The organism is Micromonospora tulbaghiae (assembly GCF_900091605.1).
Lineage (GTDB): Bacteria > Actinomycetota > Actinomycetes > Mycobacteriales > Micromonosporaceae > Micromonospora > Micromonospora tulbaghiae.
On sequence record NZ_FMCQ01000001.1, the window covers coordinates 50,263 to 69,668 of the forward strand.

Here is a 19,406-nt window from a genome sequence, read left to right on the forward strand (position 1 = left end):
ACCGACCGGTGACCGCCGAGCCGGTCAGGAAATGTTCGGATCAGGTAAGAGGACGTCAGCGCGCCGGGGCGGGCCTCAGCACCGTCGGGCGGACGGCCGCCGGCGACTCGCCGATGGTCGCCACCACCCGCTCGGCCGGCGTACGCAGGCGGGTCCGGAAGGCGTGGTTGAGCAGCGCGTCGAGCTGCCACACCTGCTTCGGGTGGTGGGTACGCAGGACGAACCGCTCGCGTACCCCGTCGATCGCCGTGGCCGCCAGCTCCACGCGGTGCGCGCGGGGATCGGGGCTCCACGTCACGTTGCTCAGCTCGCGCAGTTCGGTGTTGAGGTGCAGGCGCAGCCGGTGCAGCACCCGGGTCTGCCGGGTGACCACCAGCCGCCGGTGGGTGAGGAGCATCAGGTAGTCGCCGCCCACCGGGTCGTCCGGGCGGCTGCACCGGGTGAGCAGGATGGTCGCGTCGCCGGAGCCGACGCACCGGCGGAACACCGGCATGTGCCGGGTGACGGTCTGGGTCGCCAGGCCGGTCTCGGCGGCGGCCGGAAGGAACGTTCGCGAGAACACGTCCATGCCCGGTCCAACGAGCCGATGACCAGGGGTGATATGGGTCACGCCCGATTTCTGGAACTTCCACACGTGCAAGTCGCACCAGCGGTGCGACACCGGCCGCCGGTCGGATCAGAGCAGCTCGACGATCGTGGCGTTGGCCATGCCACCACCCTCGCACATGGTCTGGAGGCCGTAGCGGATGCCGTTGTCCCGCATGTGCTGGAGCATCGTGGTCATGATCCGCGCGCCGGACCCGCCGAGCGGGTGACCGAGCGCGATCGCCCCGCCCCGGGGGTTGAGCCGCTCCGGGTCCGCCTCGGTCTCGGCCAGCCACGCCAGCGGCACCGGGGCGAACGCCTCGTTCACCTCGTACACCCCGATCTCCTCGATGCCCAGCCCCGCGCGGCGCAGCGCCTTCGCGGTGGCCGGGATCGGCGCGGTGAGCATGGTGACCGGGTCGTCGGCGGCGACCACTGCGGTGTGCACCCGGGCCAGCGGGCGCAGGCCGTGCCGGCTGGCCCACTCGGCTGTGGTGACCGCGAGCGCGGCGGCGCCGTCGGAGATCTGCGACGCGGACCCGGCGGTGACCACGCCGTCGGCGCGGAACGGGGTGGCCAGCTCGCCGAGCTTGGCCAGCGAGGTGTCGCGGCGGATGCCCTCGTCGGCGGAGAACTTGCCGCCGTCGGCGAGCGCCACCGGCGCCAGCTCGGCCTCGAACGCGCCCGCGTCCTGCGCGGCGGCCGCCTTCTCGTGGCTGGCCAGCGCGAACTCGTCGAGCTGGGTACGCGAGAAGCGCCACCGCTGCGCGATCAGCTCGGCCCCGACGCCCTGGTTGAACGGCAGTGGCGAGTCCGCAGCGACGCCCTCGACGCCGCGGTAGCGCTCCAGGATCGCCGCGCTGAACGGCATGCCGCCGGCGACGCTGGAGCCCATCGGCACCCGGGTCATCGACTCGACGCCACCGGCCACGACCAGGTCGGCCTGGCCGGAGAGGACCGTCGCGGCGGCGAAGTGCAGCGCCTGCTGGCTCGACCCGCACTGGCGGTCGAGCGTGGTGCCCGGGACCGACTCCGGCCAGCCGGCGGCGAGCACGGCGTTGCGGGCCACGTTCCAGGACTGCTCGCCGACCTGCGACACGCAGCCCCACACCACGTCGTCGACCTGGCCCGGGTCGATGCCGGTGCGCTCGGCGAGCGCGCGCAGCACGTGCGCCGAGAGGTCGACCGGGTGCACTCCGGCGAGGCTGCCCTTGCGCCGCCCGACCGGGGTCCGTACCGCGCCGACGATGACCGCGTCACTCATGTCTACTCCCCGGTAACCTCGCTTGCCCCGATCCTACGTGCTGACCGGACCGGTCGTCCTCCCCCGGCGTGCGGCAGGTGCGGCTGGCATGCTGGGCGGATGGATCCACAGTCGCCGCCGGTCCGGCAGTGGCGGGTGCCGCGCGAAGTGCCGGTGATCAAGGCGGTCGGCGCGCTCGCGCTCGTCGCCCTGGGGCTGGTCTTCGCCGCCGGCGACCCGGTCCGTCCGGCGCTCGCCGGGCTGGCCGCCGCCGGCCTGCTCGGCTGGGCGCTGCGCGACGTGGTCGCACCGGTCCGCCTCGCCGTCGACCCGGAGGGGCTCACCGTGCTGCGGGGGTTCGCCGGGCGGCGCCGCCTGCCGTGGGACGCGGTGGAGGCGATCCGCCTGGACCGGCGCGCCCGACGCGGGATCACCGCGGAGACGCTGGAGATCGACGCCGGGGAGTCGCTGCACCTGTTCGGCCGCCGCGACCTGGACGCCCCGCTGGACGAGGTGGCCGCGGCGCTGACCGAGGCCCGCCCCGCGCGCTGAGACCGCTCGGCTCAGCCGAGCAGGGCGGCGGTCCGGACGAGCGTCAGGCCGATCAACGCGACCAGCACGATCGCGCAGCCCGCCACCTGGAACACGGTCCGCCGCGACCGTGGGGCGTACGCCAGGACCAGTGCCACCAGGGCGCCCACGACCAGCCCGCCGAGGTGACCGGCCACCGAGATGCTCGGCACGGTGAACGTGAAGATCAGGTTGATCACCAGGATCGGCACGATCGCCGACGTGTCCCGGCCGAGCCGCCGCATGATCACGAAGACGGCGGCGAACAGGCCGAAGACGGCGGTGGAGGCGCCGGCCGTGAACCTGTTCGGCTCGGTGAAGACGTAGGCCGCCACGTTGCCGCCCAGCCCGGCGAGCAGGTAGAGCGCCAGGAAGCGCAGCGGCCCGAGCACCGCCTCCAGCGTCCGGCCGAGCACCCAGAGCGCCCACATGTTCAGCAGCAGGTGCAGCACGCCGTAGTGCAGGAACATGGCGGTGACGAGCCGGTACCACTCGCCGTCGGCCACCCCGCCGACATGCCCGTCGGGGAAGCGCGCCAGGCCGAGCACCGCCCCCCACTCGGTGAGCGGCGTCCCGCTGCCCATCAGGCCGCCCAGGCCGCCACCGGCCACGGCGGTCCCGCTGCGCGCCGAGAGGACGGACAGCAGCATCATCACCACGTTCAGCGCGATCAGCGCCTTGGTGACGTTGCCCTGGCGGCCGGCGGCACCGCCACCGAAGGCGGTACGCGCCGGCCGCACGCTGCGGCGGCCCTCGGCGACGCACTCCGGGCACTGGTGCCCGACGGAGGCGTCCCGCATGCACTCGGTGCAGATCGGCCGATCGCATCGACTGCACCGGATGTAGGTCTCCCGGCCGGGGTGCCGGTAGCAGACCGGGGTGGTCGGCACCGGACCCCCGGTGGCGTCGCCTGGCTGGCCGGAGCGCTCAGTCATGCGAGCAAAGGTACCCGCGTACCGCTCAGGACTGCTTGTGCTCGATCTCGACCCGCTCGATCACCACGTCCTGGATCGGCCGGTCGCTCGGACCGGTCGGGGTGTTGGCGATCGAGTCGACCACCTTCACCGACTGCTCGTCGGCCACCTGACCGAAGATGGTGTGCCGGTTGTTCAGGTGTGGCGTGGGCGACACCGTGATGAAGAACTGGGAACCGTTGGTGCCCGGCCCGGCGTTCGCCATCGCCAGCAGGTACGGCCGGTCGAAGCGCAGCTCCGGGTGGAACTCGTCGGCGAACTTGTAGCCCGGGCCACCGCGGCCGGTGCCGGTCGGGTCGCCCATCTGAATCATGAAACCGCTGATCACGCGGTGCGAGACGGTGCCGTCGTAGTACGGCCCGCTGCCCGGCTGACCGGTACGCGGATCGATGTACTCCCGGGTGCCCTCGGCCAGCTCCACGAAGTTGCGGACGGTCTTCGGCGCGTGGTTCGGGAAGAGCTCCAGCCGGATCGGGCCGGCGTTGGTGTGCAAGGTGGCGTAGACAGCCTCGGCCACGGGTACTCCTCACTCGTAGTTCAGTTCCTTGCGGATCCTCCCATGTGCCCGATCTGGCCATGCGGAGGCATTCGAAGGTGGAGGATGACGAAGGAACAACTCCCAGGAGGTGGGACCGTGTTTGGAATCGGGCGGCGAAAGACCCAGGGCCAGCTCGCCAAGGTCGAGCTGAACCAGGGCATCGGTCACCTGAGGCAGGCCGCCACGCACGCGGCGAAGGGTGCCGGCGCCACTGTCGGCCCGCGGGTCCAGGCAGCCCGGGTCGCCGTCGCGCCGACCGCGGTCCTGGTCCGGGACCGCGCCTCCAGTGGGTTCGCGTCGACCGCCGCGGCGGTCGCGCCGGTGCTGCTGGCCGTGCGCAACGCCCGGGTCGAGGCCGCCGGCAAGGCGTCGAGCGGCCGCAAGGTGATGGCCGCGAAGCAGTCCGCGATGACGAAGAAGGCGAAGAACATGAAGGCCGGAAAGAAGAAGCAGCGCAGGTCGCGGGGCATGACCGCGGGCCTGCTGGTGGCCGGCACCGTCGCCGGTCTGGCCGGTGCGATGGCCATGCGCCGCCGCCGCGAGCAGCAGGAGTGGGCCGAGTACGACCCGACCGGCACGCTCGGCGCGACGGGCACGCTCGGCGCGACGGGCACGCTCGGCGCGACCGGTCGCGACAAGCTGGAGCCGATGCGGGAGGACGTGGACACGATCGTGGTGGAGACCCCGGACGCGAGCGCGAAGGTGACGCAGGCCGGTCCGACCGGCGCCGGTTCCTCGGCGGTGGCCAAGGGCAGCAGCGCGTCGACCGCCACCTCCGGCAGCCAGCCGGTGATCCACCCGAACGACCAGGTCCCCTCCGTCGCCGAGGGCGCCCGGGACGTCTCCGGCCGCCCGGCCGACGACATCACCAAGGCTGTGCAGGCCGGCAAGAACGCCGCGAAGGCCAGCGGTCGCCGCTGACCTCGTACCGTCGGATCAGCGCCGGCACGCGGGACACCCCGCGTGGCCGGCGCTTCCGCGTGTACCGGGCGGCGGGTCCGCGGCGGCCCGCAGTGGCGCGGCGGTTACAGCCAGCCGTTGCGGCGGAACAGACGGTAGAGCGTGAAGGACGCCGCGAGCATCAGCGCCCAGACGCCGGGATAGCCGTACGTCCACTTCAGCTCGGGCATGTTGTCGAAGTTCATGCCGTAGATGCCGGCGATCGCCGTCCACACCGCACCGATCGCGGCCCAGGCGGCGATCTTGCGCATGTCGTTGTTCTGGTCGACGGTGACCTGGGCCAGCCGGGCCTGGAGGATCGAGTTGAGCAGGTCGTCGTAGGAGTTCACCTGCTCGACCGTGCGGCTGAGGTGGTCCTGCACGTCGCGGAAGTAGCGCCGCACCTCCTGCGGCACCGCGCGGTTGACCTGCGAGGTGAGCGTCATCAGCGGGCGCTGCAACGGCGCCACCGCCCGCTTGAACTCGACCAGCTCCCGCTTCATCTGGTAGATCCGCTGGATCCGGCCGCTGCTCTGCCGGTCGAAGACGTCCGCCTCCAGCACGTCGAGGTCGTCCTCCAGCCGGTCGGCCACCTCCAGGTAGAGGTCCACCACGCGGTCGGTGATCGCGTACGCCACCGCCCAGGGGCCCTGCCGCAGCAGGTCCCGCTTCGCCTCCAGGTCGGCGCGCACCGGCGCCAGCCGGCAGGCGTCACCGTGCCGGACGCTGATCACGAAGTGCGGCCCGATGAAGAGCATCACCTGGCCGGTCTCCACCACCTCGGAGTTCTCGGTCAGCTCGGCGTGCTCGCAGTAGCGGGCGGTGCGCAGCACCAGGAAGACGATCTCGCCGAAGTGCTCCAGCTTCGGACGCTGCTGGGCCTTGACCGCGTCCTCCACGGCCAGCTCGTGCAGGCCGAACGTGGCGGCGATCTCGGTCATCTCGGCCAGATCCGGCTCGTGCAGGCCGAGCCAGACGAAGCCGTCCTGCTCCTGCCGGGCGGCGGCCAGGGCCTCGGCGTACTGGGGGTGCCCGGGGCGGCGCTCGCCGTCGACGTACAGCCCGCAGTCGACGATCCCGCTGCGCTCCGGACCGGCCGGCTGGGCCGTACGCGGGGAGCCGTCGGCGTTGAGGATGCGGGACATCGCGCGTACCGGGGCCGACCAGGCGCGGGGGCGCAGTGCCCGGCTGCCGTCGGTGCCGGCGGTTCGGTCGCGTGCCACCCGGTCCGTCATCTCTCGCCCCCTTCCCCTAGAGCTGCGGCTTGCAGGTTACGCCGACCGGCGGGAAGCGCAGCGCGGGCGCGGGTGCGGGGTACTGGCGGTTGCGACGGGCGTCACGCGGCGGCGCCGGGCGGGCCGGGCCGCGTCAGGGGGGTGAGGGGCGACACGGCCCACCCGGCACCCCTTGGGGGCGGGAGTGATGCTGGGCGTGCCGCCGGCCCGGCCGGGGCGGCCGGCGGCCACCCGGGCGTACGGGCCGGTCACCGACAAAAGGTGAGCGGCACTCGCAGCATTGTGGGCTGCCGGCCGGTTCAGCGGGAGAGCCGAACCGGCCAGCAGGGCGCTTTTGTCAGAAACCCGACAGAAAATCAGCCGCGTACGGCGGCCATCGCCTCGGCCAGACGCCGCACGCCCTCGTCGATCCGGTCCGCGGTCACCGCCGAGTACGCCAGGCGCAGCGCGTGCCGGCCGCCGTCGACCATGAAGTCGCTGCCCTTCACCACGGCTACGCCGCGCTCGGCGGCGGCCGGGGCGAGCCGGTCGACCTCGACGTCCTCGGGCAGCTCCACCCAGAGGAAGTAGCCGCCGTCCGGCTCCACGAACCGGGCCTCCGGAATGTGCCGGCGCAGCGACTCGGCCAGCACCGCCGACCGCTCGCCGAGCGCCGAACGGACCGTCCGGATCGACTCGTCGATCGCGCCGGAGACGCAGAACTGGTGCACGATCGCCTGGGCCACCATGCCGGGTGAGATGTAGAGGTTGGTCGCCCGCTTCGCGATCGCCGCGATCAGCTCGGCCGGGCCGACCAGGTAGCCGACCCGCACGCCCGGGCAGACCGTCTTGGTGAAGCTGGAGGCGTGCACCACCACGCCCCGGGTGTCCATCGACAGCATCGAGGGCAGCGGCTCGCCCCGGAACCGGATGTCCGCGTACGGGTCGTCCTCGAAGATCGTGAAGTCGTACTCGGCGGCCAGGTCCAGCAGCTCACGACGCTTCTCCAGGGAGAGGGTCACGCCCGCCGGGTTCTGGTAGTTGGGGATCACGTGCGCCAGCCGCGGCCGCACCCCGGACTCCAGCAACTTGCGCAGCTCGGCGGTGTCCAGGCCGTCCGGCTGGATCGTCACGCCGTGCACCTCGCCGCCCATCTGCTTGAGGTTGAGCAGCGTACGGTCGTACGTCGGGCGCTCGACCACCACCGCGTCGCCCCGGCGGACCAGGTGGTCGAAGAGGAAGGCGTCGGCCTGCAACGAGCCGTTGGTGATCAGCACCTGGTCCGCCTCGACACCGTGCTTCTCGGCGATCCACTTCCGCAAGGGCGGGTAGCCGACGGAGGTGCCGTACGCGGTGACCCCGGCGGGGTCGGCGTCGAAGGCGCGGACGGCGGCGGCCTTGAGCCCCTCGACATCGACGATGTCCAGCGAAGGCGCGCCACGGGCGAACGAGATCAGCTGCTCGGCGGTCATGCGCAGAGCCTAGGGCCTGGCCCGGCGGGTCCGACCGCGATACACGCGAAGTTCAACATGCGGGCGGCCGGCCGGGGCACTGGTGCGTCCGGGGGATCCGAGACCACCTCGCGACTGTCTACGATCCGACGGACGCTGGCGCCGGTCCGACCGGACGCCGAAGGATGACGGGTCGCGGCAGACCCGGAGAACAAGGGATGGGGCTCGTGACCGAGGACGAGGCGGGACGGCTCGACGACCAGCGGTTCGCGCAGTGGCTGGCGACCGAGGCCGGCAGGGCGCTCACCGCGCTGCGGGACCGGCAGGGCTTCGCCGACCCGAAGGCGCTCAAGGACGCCGGCGACCGCGCGTCGCACGAGCTGATGACTGCGGCGCTGGCCCGGCTGCGGCCGGCCGACGCGGTGCTCTCCGAGGAGGAGGCCGACTCACGTCGCGCCTGGGCGGACGGCGAGCGCGCACCCCGGCACGAGGCGGACCGGGTCTGGATCATCGACCCGCTGGACGGCACGCGCGAGTTCTCCGAGGAGGGGCGGGACGACTGGGCGGTGCACGTGGCGCTCTGGCAGCGCTCCGCCGCCCCCGACGGCGCCCTGGTCGCCGGCGCGGTGGGCATGCCGGCCCGGACCACGGTGGACGGTACGCCGCTCGTGCTCGGCACCACCTGCCCGCAGCCGAAGCCGTCCGACGGCGCGATCCGGATCGCGGTGAGCCGCAGCCGCCCGCCCGCGTTCGTCGGCGAGCTGGTCGAGATGCTGGGCGCCACCGCCGTGCCGATGGGTTCCGCCGGTGTGAAGGTGTGCGCGGTGGTGACCGGTGAGGTCGACGCGTACGTCCACGCGGGCGGTCAGTACGAGTGGGACAGCGCCGCCCCGGTCGCCGTGGCGCTGGGCGCGGGCATGCACGCGTCCCGGATCGACGGTTCGCCGCTGCGCTACAACCGCGCCGACCCGCGCCTGCCCGATCTGCTGGTCTGCCGGCCCGAACTGGCCGACCAGTTGCTCGACGCGATCGCCCGGACCGGGGTCGAGATGCCCGCTTCGACCGTCACCGACAACCAGGGTGAGGCGTTCGGCTGAGTGTCAGGGTACATACGGCCAGGTGGATGAGGGTTATCGTCAGACAGGAATGCGTGGCGATCTGAGCCCCGACCACGGGCCGCCGACAGCCAGGGAGGGTCATGCCGGCCGACCGAGAGCCGCACAATGCCTTCGGGCAGCCGACCGGCCTGTGGCCGGGTCAGGACATTCCGCGCCAGATGGGCGGCCCTTCGCTGCCCTGGCCGGAGGCCGAGAGCACGCCGCCAGCACCGGCCCGGCCGGGCGGTGACCTGCCCTGGCCCGAGCGCGACCGGCACGACGCCGGTCACCACGACGGGCCAGGGCACGACCCGGCCGGCTGGGACGCCGCGCCCGGCACGACGAACGGCTGGGCGCCGCAGCAGGACGGAGCCTGGCCGCAGGGTGAGCCGCACGACGACTGGGCCACGCAGGCCGGCCCGGCGGCGGGCGGCCACACCGCCTGGAGTCCGCACGACGGATCCGGCCGGACCGGACCGGCCGGCGACACTGGTCGGGGCGCACCGGCGGGCGAGGCGGGCTGGGGGGCGGGCACCACGGCGACCGCCACCCTGACCGGACCGCCCCCGGTGGACGTTCCGCACGGACCGGCCACCGGTGGGCCGGGCCGGCCGCCCACGCCGCCGCTCGCCCCGGTGCCCGCACCGTCACCCGGCGGCTCCCGGCGGCGCTGGCGCGTCGCCATCGCCGCGGCCGTGGTCGTGGCCGTGACCGGCAGCGGGGTCGCGGTGGCCGCGCTGCGACCCGACTCGACGGACCGGCAGGCAGGCGGGACGCCGGGCTCGGTCGGGCCGGCGACCTCGATGGGCCCGGGCACGCCGGCCACCTCCGGCCCGGCGTCCCCGGGCGCCGACCAGGGCCTCGGTGGCAAGCCCTCGGCGCGTCCGTCGGCCTCCGCGGCCGCCGGCCCGGGCTTCACCGGTACGCGACTGACGCTGCCCGGCGCCTCCATCGGCGTGCAGAACGGGGAGACCTTCGGCCAGGCGCTGGCCCGGTCCGACCGGACCTTCGGCAAGCTGCGGATGGCCCGGATCTTCTTCCCCGGCCTGCCGCCGGCCTGGTCCGGCAGCCGGGCCGACGTGGTGGACCGGACCGTGGTGGTGTCGTTCAAGGCGTCACCGCAGGAGGTCAACACCGGCAAGTTCGACTCCCGTCTGACGTCCTGGTTCGCCTCGATCCCGCGCGAGCACAACGTCTACTGGTCGTACTTCCACGAGCCGGAGGACGACGTCGAGCGCGGCGCGTTCAGCACGGCGGCGTACCGGACGGCGTGGAAGCGGATCGCCGGCCTGGCCGACCGGACGGGCAACCCCAAGCTGATCAACACGCTGATCCTGATGTGCTGGACGCTCGACCCGAAGTCCGGGCGCAGCTTCGACGCCTTCTACCCCGGCGGCGACGTGATCGAGGCGCTCGGCTGGGACTGCTACAACTGGGGCGCCAAGTGGAAGCGGTACGCCCCGCCGCAGGAGATCTACGGCGCGATGATCAGCAAGTCCAAGGCGCTCGGCAAGCCGTGGGGCGTCGCGGAGACCGGCAGCGACCTGGTCCCGGGTGACTCGGGCACCGGCCGGGCGGCCTGGATCCGGTCGATGACCGGCTTCCTCAACGGCCAGCGGCCGGAGTTCGTGGCGTACTACAACCAGACGGTCAGCCAGGGCGACTTCCGGCTGCTCGACCAGCCGAGCATCCAGGCGTGGAAGTCCTTCTGCACGGCCTGACCCCGGCGACGGAACGGCAACGGGCGGGCGACCTCGGTCGCCCGCCCGTTTCGCGTACGGCTCAGATGCCCCGGCCGCGCTTGTGCAGCGTGCGCAGCACCCGGTCGGCCTGCACCGCCCGGCTCGCCACCGCCAGCGCCAGGTAGGCGCGCGGTTCCCTCGGGTTGCGGGCCAGCGTGCGCCGGGCCCAGCGGACCGCGTCCCGCCGGTTGCCCATGGCCGCCTGCGCGAAGGCGATCTGCCCGGCCACCCGCGCCTCGCCGTGCGGCACCGTGGCGAACTCCGGATAGCGGCGCAGCAGCCACTGCAGCGCGGTCGAGATGGTCTCCCAGCGCTGCGCGAAGTAGGACCGCTTGTGCCAGCGGACCAGCACGTACGGGCTCTCCACGTTCACCAGCGGGGCGTAGCGGGCGGCGCGGAGCAGGAACTCGTAGTCCTCGGCGTAGCTGCCCGGGATCTGCTCGTCCACCAGCCCGATCGCGTCGAGCAGCGCGGCCCGGCGGATCAGGAACGTGGACGGGTGCAGCTCGGTGAGCCGGTCGCGCAGCAACGCCTCCAGCGAGATCCGGGCGCGGTCCAGCGAACGGTCCACCGTACGGTCGTCGTAGCTGACCCGGATGCCGCAGCTCACCAGCGCGCCGTCCGGGTGCGCGTCGAGCGCCCCGAACTGGGCGGCCAGCTTGCCGGGCAGCCACTCGTCGTCGTCGTCGCAGAACGCCACCCAGTCGCCGGTGGCCGCCTCGATGCCGGTGTTGCGCGCGCCGGCCAGCCCGGCGGTACGGGTATTCGTGATCACCCGGATCCGGCGGTCACCCCGGTCGGTCTCCAGCGACCGGTCCGGTTCGGACTGGTCGTAGACCACGATCGCCTCGATCAGGCCCGGGTGCGCCTGGCTGAGGATCGCGTCGAGCGCCGCACGCAGCAGCTCCGGACGGTCCCGCGTCGGTACGACGACCGAGATGCTCGGCCCACTCATGCTCTCTCCACGGACTCGTCGGATCCCCGTTGGCCCAGATAGCCGTAGCGGACCCGCAGGGGAAGCGTGGCCAGGCTGACCACGGCACGGCTGCGGCGCGGCAGGCGGTCCCGCCACGCCTCGTCCCGGCGCACCGTCAACGGCCCGCCGCTGAACCGCAGCGGGTTGCCGGCGACGCTGTGCGCGCGGAACGGCGCGGCCGGTTCGGGCGCCGCTGCGGTCTCGTCGGTACCGGACAGGATGCGCAGCGCCGCCGGGTCGTCCGGCAGGCCGGCGAAGTCCCGCACCTGGCGTACGGTGCCGGCCGGGTTCGCGGTGAAGTCCTCGTACCGCAGCCGCAGCACCTTGGCCCGGGAGGCGAGCAGGTGGAACGCGGCGTTCTGCGCGGTCCACAGCTTGCTCACCTCGAACGGCGAGAAGGTCGGCATGAAGTCCTCGCCGTCGACCACCTCGGGGCGGCGCACCTGCTTGCCCCACGAGTACGCCACCGCCCGGCTGTCCCGGACCAGGTGCAGCACCCGCAGGTCGAGCCCCTCGGCCCAGCGCAGGGCGAAGGCGAGCGAGGCGTGCTTGCTGGAGTCCACCACCACCCGTGCGCCGGTCACCGACAGCGCGGCCCGGTAGATCCGGGTGTACAGGTCGGCGTAGCGGCGCACGTCGGCCAGCTGCTCCGGCGGGAGCGCGTCCTTGGCGAGCCGGGGGATGTGCCGGGTCCGGTCGACGCGGTCCTTGAGCGCCAGCACGTCGTCCCGGTCGACCGCGGCCCAGCCGCCGAACGCCTGGTCGCCGACCTGCCGCCAGAACGGGCAGGCGGTGAACCGCTCACCGCAGCCGCAGCGCTCGTCGGCGCCGAGCGCCCGCTCCCACAGGTGCACCACCTCACCGACGGCACACACGTCGGCGCTCTGCGCCAGCAGCAGTTCCAGCAGCGTGGAACCGCTGCGGCCGAGGCCGCCGACGAAGAGGACCCGCGGCGGTGCCGGATCCGGGGCGCTCATCCGCGACGCCCGACGGCTCGTTGCCGTACCCGGCGCGCCACCAGCTCGTCGATCACCGCGCCGACCCGGGCGACCGCCTCGGCGCGCGGGTCCGGGCGGCCCGGGTCGGCGGCCAGGACGAACCGGCTCGGGTCGGCCAGCCCTTCGTCCAGCGCGGCGAGCAGCTCCGCCTCGGACTCGCACAGCCGCACCATGCCGGCCGCGCCCAGGCGGCGGGAGAACAGCTGCTGGTGGTTGTCGACGTGCTCGTCGTGCGACGGGTCGCGGGGCACCACGATCGGCAGGTGGCCGTTGCGCCGGGCCTCGGTGATGGTGGCCGGGCCGCCGTGGCTGACCACGAGCGTCGACTCCGCCATCGCCCGCTGGAGTTCCTCGTGGCCGAGGAACGGGGTGGCCCCGGGCAGGGCCGGGGTGCGGCTGTGGCCGTACTGGAGGACCAGCCGGACCTCGGGCCGGGCCGCGTGCCAGCGCTCCAGCCAACCGACCAGCCGGTCGAAGCGGTGCACGTCGGTGCCGACCACGACGAGCACGTACGGTGCCGCGGAACGCCGGTCCCGCTGCTGCGGAATGTGCGCCATCAGAGCAGATTCCCCACGACGGTGGCCTCCGGGTACATCCGGCGCTGCTCGTCCCACTGCACGAGCATCGCGGAGAGGAAGGGACGGCAGAGCCGGGCGGTGAGCGTCGCGCTGTCGATCCGGTCGTACACCTCGATGTAGACCGTCGGGATCTTGCGCATCCGGGCCGCCACCACGAACGGCAGGGCGACCCCGGCGCCGGTGGTGACCACGGCGTCGACCTGGCGCCGGCGGATCACCTTCAACGCGAGGAACGCGTTGCGTACCAGGTTCTTGACGTTGCGTGTGGTGGGGTGGTGCGCCCAGACCACGTCCTCACCGGCGAGCAGCGAGCGCGCGTCCGGGGTGTCGAAGGTTACCCATGCGCGGCGCCGGTCCCGGTACCACGGTTCCAGGGCCAGGAGCTGGGCCAGGTGCCCGCCACTGGAACCCACCAGCAGGACCTGCCCCGAGTCCTCGGTTGACCCGCTCACCACAAAAGTCCTCCCGTACGCGGATGACGCGTCCGGATTTTTGTGAATGCCCCTCGGACGCGTCCTGACAACCTACTGGCGCGCCCATGGGCAACTGAAGGGGCCATTGGACGGATCCTGGCTCGCCGGTCGGCTCACCTCTCGATTCCCGCCACTGGGATGTGCACCGGCCGGTCACCGTCCAGGTCAGCCCGGTGCGCCCCGGCTGCCGGGCCGGGCCCCCAAGAGAAAGTGAGATGTGTCAGGATTCCGTCACCGCTCCGCACGAGAGCCGCCGGCGACGTCGGCTTATCCGGGGGCAGGTCAGGCCCAACACCGGGAAACCCGCCGAATGGTCAGCGCCGATCGGCCATTTCTACGCGGGCTGCCCACACCCGGGCAGGCTTACCGGAACGTGAGCAGACTTTCCCTCGTCGTTCGGATCGGGGACACTCAAGGCCACGGTCAGGTCCAGCTGTGCCGTGGACTGCCCGGCTCGGTCGAAAGGGAGCGACAGACTCTGATGCCCTCACCCCATTTGGCCGAGAGCGACGCCGACGGTCTTGCCCTGATGGCATACCTGGGCTGGCTGCGCCGCCGCTGGTGGATCCTGCTGCTCGCCGCGGTCCTCGGGCTGGGCGGTGGGCTCGCGCTGAACCAGATCCAGGAGGCGCACTACACCTCGACCACCTCGCTGCTGGTGCGCCCGCTCGGCTCGGGCGCGGAGAGCAACCCCAACGCCAAGGTCAACCTCGACACCGAGGCCCAGGTGGTCCGATCCCTGGTGGTGGCCGAGCGGGCCAAGGCGCTGATGAAGGTCGACACCGGCGCCGACCAGCTCGTCAAGTCGGTGACCGTCAAGGTGCCGCCGAACAGCCAGATCCTCCAGGTGGCGTACGAGGCGAACAGCCCCGAGGGCGCCCAGTCGGGCTCGCACGCGTTCGCCCAGGCCTACCTGGACCTGCGCAAGGCCACCGCGCAGAAGGCGCTGGAGAACGAGACCAACGCGCTCAAGCAGCAGATCGCCGACCTGAACAAGCAGTTGAGCGCGGTCGCCGGGCGCATCGCCGCGGCGCCGTCGAACTCGCCCGAGCGGGAGCGGGCCGAGGCCGAACGGAGCGTCCTGACCAACCAGCTCAACGGCCTGAACAACCGGCTCAGCCCGCTGGTCTCGGCCGGCTCCGACCCCGGCGAGATCATCTCCGACGCTCGCCTGCCGGAGCGGCCCAGCTCGCCGAACCGCACCCTCAACCTCGCCAGCGGCATGGGCGCCGGCCTGCTGCTCGGCATCGTGCTGGCGCTGGTGCTGGACCGGCTCGACACCCGGATCCGGCGCGGACGCGACATCTCCGACCGGGTCGGCCTGCCGCTGCTCGTGGAACTTCCGTCGCGGGTGCCCTCGCTGTCCGTCCTGCCGGCCACCCACCGGGCCTCCCGCGAGTTGGGCCGGCTGCGCAACGTGCTGCTGTCCGCGGTGCCCGAACCGGCACAGGGCGGACGCGGTCGCCAGCTGCTGCTCTGCGACGCGTCGGCCGGCACCGCGGCCGGGTTCGTCGCCGCCAACCTCGCCGCCTCGTACGCCCGCACCGGCCAGCAGGTCGCGCTGATCACCACCAAGCCCGACTCGGCGGTGGGCGCCATCACCGGCGTGGCCGAGGGGCGGCACAGCCTCGCCTCGGTGCTCCGCCGCGACGTGCCCCCGCTCAAGGCGCTGGCGCCGGTGCCGGGGCTCGGTCAGCTCCGGGTGCTGGTGCCGGGCGACCTGGACGCCGATGTCGAACTGCCGGTCGCCGGGCTGCTGGAGATCATGCACGAGCTGTCCGCGCGCTTCGACCACGTGGTGATCGAGACCGCGCAGCCGACGTTCGCCGTGGAGGCCCAGGCCCTGGGTCGGTACGTCGACGCGGTCATCATGGTGGCCGAGGCGGGCAAGACCCGCAGCGGCGAGATCACCGCCGCCCTGCAGCAGTTCGAGCAGGTGAACGCGCCGGTGATCGGCGCCGTGCTGGCCCCGCGCCTGCCCGTCCCGGCCGGCGGTGCCGCCCGTCCGGCAGCGTCGGGCGGTTCCGGCAACTCGGGCAACTCGGGCGGATCGAGCGCGCCCGCGGCCCCGGCCAACCGGCCCAAGCCCCGGCCGAGCCCCGGCCCGTCCGCCGAGTCGACGATGGTGCTGCCGCGTATGCAGTCGTCCCGCCCCGGCCCGGCGAAGCCGGCACCGGGCAAGGCCACCCCGCCGCCGAACCCCGGCAACCAGGGCATGCCGGGCAAGCCGGCGCCGCTCAACGGCACCGGCGGCACGTACCGCTCCCGCGGTGACGGCGACGGCCGCAGCTACGCCCTCGACTCCGGCGAGGACCTGGGGTGAACCGCCGGCAGATGCTCCGTGCCGCGCTCGCCCCCGCCGTCGTCCTCGGCGTCGGGACGGGATGCAGCGAACCCGAACCCAAGCCCGGAAAGATCCAGGTGGCGGACCCGGGCGACGTCACCGCCTCGCCGTCCTCGGCGGCCCCGACGCAGAACCTGCCCACCGGCCCGCTGACCGGCGCGCCGATCGGCACCCCGGCCGCGGCCACCCGCCAGGCGGTCGCGGTGCCGCTGCGGGTGAGCCCCGCGACCACCCCGGCCGGCCTGGACGCCGCCGACCTGGTCTACGCCGAGTTCGCCGAGTCCGACACGCTGCACCTGACCGCCGTGTTCCACTCCAAGGACGCCGCCAAGATCGGCCCGGTCACCGAGATCCGGCCGGTCGACATCCGGTCGCTCGCGGTGCTGCGCCCGTTCGTCGGCTACGCCGGTGGCCCCACCGGCTTCCTCTCCCAGTTCGAGAACTCCGACCTCGACGGCGTCACGCCGGACGACGACGGCAAGGTCTTCTCCGGCGACTACACCTCGACAGCCGCGCTGCTCAAGGCCGCCCCGAAGGGCGGCCAGCCGCCCTCTCCGCCGATCGACCACGCCGCCGAGGGCGACGCGCTCGCCGCCCGCGACCTCGTCCCCGCCACCGAACTCTCCGTCACAGTGGCCGGCGGGCCGCCGATGGTCTGGCGGTACGACCAGGCGAAGTCCCTCTGGGCCGGCAAGGTCGGCAAGGTCACCGTGACCGCTGCCTCCGTCATCGTGCTGACGATGGAATACCGCACGCTGGATGTGCGCAAGCCGTCCCCGCGCTCACTGCCGTCGGCGAACGTCTTCGGCGAGGGCGCGGTCGTCGCGGTGTCCGGGCCGAACAGCGCGAAGGGCCGGTGGCGCAAGCCCGGCCTGGGCATGGTCTGCACGCTCGCCGACACCGGCGGCGACCTCCTGCATCCCCAGCCCGGCAACGCCTGGGTGATCTACGCACCGACCACCGCCAAGGTCTCCGTGAAATGAGCACCGCCACCCCGCCCCGCACCGCGCGCGGGACGGTCCCGGTCGGGGCGGTGTCGCCGCCGGACGGGAACCGTCTCCGGCCGGTGACGGTGCGGCCGGAGGGCTGGTCGTGGCGGCTGCCGACGGCGTGGCCGCTGATCGGGGTCTTCCTGCTGTACCCGCTGTGGTGGGTGCTCGGGGTGTCGAGCTTCGTCTTCGTCATCTTCGCAGTGCCGATGATCTGGCAGATGCGCAAGCGCGGCCCGGTGCGGGTGCCGCCCGGCTTCGGGATCTGGATGGTCCTGCTGCTCTGGGTGTTCCTGTCAGTGGTCACCCTCGACCTCACCGCGCCGAACACGCTGCCGCCCGGCGGCAGCGGCAAGTACATCGGCTGGGGCATCCGGCTCGCCAACTACCTCGCGATGACCGTGACGATGCTCTACGTCTACAACCTGCGCGACCGGGAGCTGTCCCAGCGCCGGATGGTCCGGCTGTTCGGGTTCATGGGCGTGGTCGTGGTCCTGGGCGGCTGGATCGGCTCGCTCTTCCCGAACCTCACGTTCGTGGCGCCGCTGCGTTTCGTCCTGCCCCAGTCGATCGCCGGTCACCCGTACGTCACCTCCCTCATGGAGATCAAGTTCGCCCAGGTGCAGCAGGTGATCGAGGGAGAGGCCAGCTCGCCCCGCCCGTCCGCGCCGTTCACCTACACGAACTCGTGGGGCCAGAACACCGCGATCCTGCTGGTCTGGCTGATCGTCGGCTGGGTCGTGCTGGGCAAGCCGCTGCGCCGTACCGCCGGCGTGGCCATCGCCCTGGCGGCGATCTTCCCGATCGTCTACTCGCTGAACCGCGGCCTCTGGATCGGTCTCGGCATCGCCGCCGCGTACGTCGCGCTGCGGCTCGCGCTGCGCGGCCGGATGGTGGTGCTCGGCGGGCTCGCCCTGGGGGTCGGGCTGATCGGGGTGCTGATCGTCGCCACACCGCTCGGCCGCACCTTCGACGAACGCCTCCAGAACGGGCACAGCGACGACATCCGGACCACGCTGTCCCAGGGCGCGGTCGCCGCGGCCAACCACTCGCCGGTCCTCGGGTACGGCGGCAACCGGGCGCTGATCGGCAGCAACCGGTCCATCGCCATCGGCAAGTCCGAGGACTGCAAGCAGTGCGGCAACCGGGAACTGGGCAGCAACGGCCAGGTCTGGGCGCTGCTCGTCGGGCAGGGCTGGGTCGGCGCCATCTGCTACAACGCCTTCTTCATCTACTGCATCTGGCGCTACCGGCGCGACCACAGCGCGATCGGGATCGCCGGCACGCTCGTGCTCATCCTCATGCTGTTCTTCCAGTTCACCTACGGTGCGATGGAAGCGACACTCGCCTACGCCCTGATCACGGTCGCCCTGCTGGCCCGCAACGACCGGATCCGCCGGTCGCTCGGGCCGGCGCCACCCGAGGGCACGATCGCCGGGCTACGGGCCCGACTGGAAAAGACCGGTGACCACTGATGGTGTTCCGCGTACCCCCGGACGGCGACGGCCGTGCCGCGTACCTCGGTGAACTGGCCGGGCTGATCTGGCCCGCACCGGCCGAGCCCAGCCTGCGCCGCGGCGGCGCCGGCTGGGTGGTGGTGCCCTCGGCGGCCCGCCCCCGGCTGCTCGTGCCGACCGGCTCCGGCCGGGCGGCGGCGAGCGCGGTGCGGCACTCCACGGAGGCGGTCGGCCGCAAGGCCAAGCTGGTCCGGCAGGGGCTGTCCACCGCGTTCCGGCTCGGGCTGGGTCCGCTGGTGTTCCGCGACCGGCTGGTGGCCTACGGCGGCGGGCTGGACGCGTACCTGACCGAGGTGCTCGGTGAGCCGGCGCTGGTGAGCCTGCACATCGGGCCGGCCCGCGCGAACCGCAAGCCGGTGCTGCAACTGCTCGCCCCGGACGGCCGCGCCCTCGGGTACGCCAAGCTCGGCGTCGACCCGCTGACCCGCGCGCTGGTGCACGCGGAGGCGGACGCGCTGCGCCGCCTCGCCGAGGTGCCGCTCGGCCCGGTGGTGCTGGCCGGGGTACGCCATCACGGCGACTGGCACGGCCACGCGCTGCTCGTGCAGGAGGCACTGCCGGTGCGGCTGCCCCGGGCCGCCCCGGCCGCCGCCGAAGCGGCCGAGCGCGCGGCCATGGTGGCGGTCGCCGGCTGTCTCGGCGTACGCCGGCAGTCGTGGGCGGGCAGCGGGCACGCGGCCCGGCTCACCGCCGCGGTGGACGCGCTCGGGCCCCGGCCGGAGGCCGGGCGGCTGCGCGCGGCGCTGAAGTCCGTCGCGGACGCCGACCCGGTGGTCGCCCTCGGCGCCTGGCACGGGGACTGGAACGGCGGCAACAGCGCGGTGCTGGCCGACGGCCGGGTGCTGGTCTGGGACTGGGAGCGGTTCGAGGCGGACGTGCCGGCCGGGTACGACGCGCTGCACCTGGCGGTGCAGAGCGCGATGAGCCACGACGGGGTGGAACCGGTCGAGGCGGCCCGGGCGCTGATCGCCGGCGCCGGCCGCACCCTGGCGCCGTTCGACCAGACCGGCGGGGGCGCCGATCTGGTCGCCGTGCTCTACCTGGTGGAGCTGGCGGCGCGCTACCTGCGGGACCGGCAGGCGGAGGCGGGTGCGCGACTGGGGCACGTCGACACCTGGCTGCTGCCCGCCGTCGAGGAACACCTGGCCCGCCGGGCCGGGTGAGAGTGAGGAGTGGGG

General features: G+C 73.3%; 18 protein-coding genes. 8 read left to right on the forward strand and 10 right to left on the reverse strand.

From position 1 onward, the window contains the following. Positions 1 to 55: 55 nt before the first annotated feature. A complete protein-coding gene (locus GA0070562_RS00225; RefSeq protein WP_091413291.1) occupies positions 56 to 568 on the reverse strand; it encodes a hypothetical protein in 513 nt (170 codons plus the stop codon). A gap of 108 nt (positions 569 to 676) precedes the next feature. Then, positions 677 to 1,849, reverse strand: a complete 1,173-nt coding sequence (locus tag GA0070562_RS00230) for a thiolase family protein (RefSeq protein ID WP_091413294.1) — start codon at positions 1,847 to 1,849, stop codon at positions 677 to 679. Positions 1,850 to 1,948: 99 nt separating this feature from the next. On the opposite strand from GA0070562_RS00230, the gene GA0070562_RS00235 reads away from it, so the two are divergent. Further along, a complete protein-coding gene (locus GA0070562_RS00235; protein WP_175438576.1) occupies positions 1,949 to 2,380 on the forward strand; it encodes a PH domain-containing protein in 432 nt (143 codons plus the stop codon). A gap of 11 nt (positions 2,381 to 2,391) precedes the next feature. Here the strand turns inward: GA0070562_RS00235 and GA0070562_RS00240 are convergent, their stop codons facing one another. Together GA0070562_RS00240 and GA0070562_RS00245 are read right to left on the reverse strand one after the other, a co-directional pair. Next, complete coding sequence (locus GA0070562_RS00240; RefSeq protein WP_175438577.1) at positions 2,392 to 3,333, reverse strand: rhomboid family intramembrane serine protease; 942 nt, start codon at positions 3,331 to 3,333, stop codon at positions 2,392 to 2,394. 25 nt (positions 3,334 to 3,358) lie between these two features. Further along, positions 3,359 to 3,889, reverse strand: a complete 531-nt coding sequence (locus GA0070562_RS00245) for a peptidylprolyl isomerase (RefSeq protein WP_091413296.1) — start codon at positions 3,887 to 3,889, stop codon at positions 3,359 to 3,361. Between the two features lie 84 nt (positions 3,890 to 3,973). Between GA0070562_RS00245 and GA0070562_RS00250 the strand changes: the two genes are divergently transcribed. Next, positions 3,974 to 4,831: a hypothetical protein gene (locus GA0070562_RS00250; protein WP_091413298.1), complete on the forward strand. Its 858-nt coding sequence runs from the start codon at positions 3,974 to 3,976 to the stop codon at positions 4,829 to 4,831. A gap of 104 nt (positions 4,832 to 4,935) precedes the next feature. Here GA0070562_RS00250 and corA read toward each other — a convergent pair whose 3' ends face one another. Together corA and GA0070562_RS00260 are read right to left on the reverse strand one after the other, a co-directional pair. After that, positions 4,936 to 6,084 (reverse strand): magnesium/cobalt transporter CorA, encoded by a 1,149-nt coding sequence (gene corA / locus GA0070562_RS00255; RefSeq protein WP_091413300.1) that lies wholly within the window; start codon positions 6,082 to 6,084, stop codon positions 4,936 to 4,938. Positions 6,085 to 6,440: 356 nt separating this feature from the next. Beyond that, positions 6,441 to 7,535 carry an aminotransferase-like domain-containing protein gene (locus GA0070562_RS00260; protein ID WP_091413302.1) on the reverse strand — a complete coding sequence of 365 codons (1,095 nt, stop codon included), beginning with the start codon at positions 7,533 to 7,535 and terminating at the stop codon, positions 6,441 to 6,443. Between the two features lie 197 nt (positions 7,536 to 7,732). On the opposite strand from GA0070562_RS00260, the gene GA0070562_RS00265 reads away from it, so the two are divergent. Continuing rightward, entirely contained in the window at positions 7,733 to 8,611 is an 879-nt protein-coding gene (locus tag GA0070562_RS00265) for a 3'(2'),5'-bisphosphate nucleotidase CysQ (RefSeq protein ID WP_091413304.1), read from the forward strand. Positions 8,612 to 8,712: 101 nt separating this feature from the next. Further along, positions 8,713 to 10,332, forward strand: a complete 1,620-nt coding sequence (locus GA0070562_RS00270; RefSeq protein WP_091413306.1) for a hypothetical protein — start codon at positions 8,713 to 8,715, stop codon at positions 10,330 to 10,332. 61 nt (positions 10,333 to 10,393) lie between these two features. Here the strand turns inward: GA0070562_RS00270 and GA0070562_RS00275 are convergent, their stop codons facing one another. From GA0070562_RS00275 to GA0070562_RS00290, 4 genes are read right to left on the reverse strand one after another with little or no spacing between them, the layout of a single operon-like run. Beyond that, entirely contained in the window at positions 10,394 to 11,308 is a 915-nt protein-coding gene (locus tag GA0070562_RS00275) for a glycosyltransferase family 2 protein (protein ID WP_091413308.1), read from the reverse strand. Continuing rightward, positions 11,305 to 12,306 (reverse strand): sulfotransferase family protein, encoded by a 1,002-nt coding sequence (locus GA0070562_RS00280; RefSeq protein WP_091413309.1) that lies wholly within the window; start codon positions 12,304 to 12,306, stop codon positions 11,305 to 11,307. Before GA0070562_RS00280 ends, GA0070562_RS00275 begins: the two co-directional genes overlap by 4 nt. Then, positions 12,303 to 12,884: a glycosyltransferase gene (locus GA0070562_RS00285; protein ID WP_091413311.1), complete on the reverse strand. Its 582-nt coding sequence runs from the start codon at positions 12,882 to 12,884 to the stop codon at positions 12,303 to 12,305. Before GA0070562_RS00285 ends, GA0070562_RS00280 begins: the two co-directional genes overlap by 4 nt. Beyond that, on the reverse strand, positions 12,884 to 13,360 hold the full coding sequence (locus GA0070562_RS00290) for a glycosyltransferase family 28 protein (protein ID WP_013289269.1): 477 nt from the start codon (positions 13,358 to 13,360) through the stop codon (positions 12,884 to 12,886). The genes GA0070562_RS00285 and GA0070562_RS00290 overlap by 1 nt, the downstream gene beginning before the upstream one ends. A 499-nt stretch (positions 13,361 to 13,859) precedes the next feature. Between GA0070562_RS00290 and GA0070562_RS00295 the strand changes: the two genes are divergently transcribed. From GA0070562_RS00295 to GA0070562_RS00310, 4 genes are read left to right on the forward strand one after another with little or no spacing between them, the layout of a single operon-like run. Next, positions 13,860 to 15,701, forward strand: coding sequence for a Wzz/FepE/Etk N-terminal domain-containing protein (locus GA0070562_RS00295; RefSeq protein WP_091413314.1), 1,842 nt, complete (start codon positions 13,860 to 13,862; stop codon positions 15,699 to 15,701). Beyond that, entirely contained in the window at positions 15,698 to 16,705 is a 1,008-nt protein-coding gene (locus GA0070562_RS00300; protein WP_091413316.1) for a DUF3048 domain-containing protein, read from the forward strand. Before GA0070562_RS00295 ends, GA0070562_RS00300 begins: the two co-directional genes overlap by 4 nt. Beyond that, positions 16,702 to 18,186: an O-antigen ligase family protein gene (locus GA0070562_RS00305; RefSeq protein ID WP_091413318.1), complete on the forward strand. Its 1,485-nt coding sequence runs from the start codon at positions 16,702 to 16,704 to the stop codon at positions 18,184 to 18,186. Before GA0070562_RS00300 ends, GA0070562_RS00305 begins: the two co-directional genes overlap by 4 nt. Further along, entirely contained in the window at positions 18,186 to 19,391 is a 1,206-nt protein-coding gene (locus GA0070562_RS00310) for a hypothetical protein (protein WP_091413320.1), read from the forward strand. The genes GA0070562_RS00305 and GA0070562_RS00310 overlap by 1 nt, the downstream gene beginning before the upstream one ends. Positions 19,392 to 19,406: the final 15 nt, after the last annotated feature.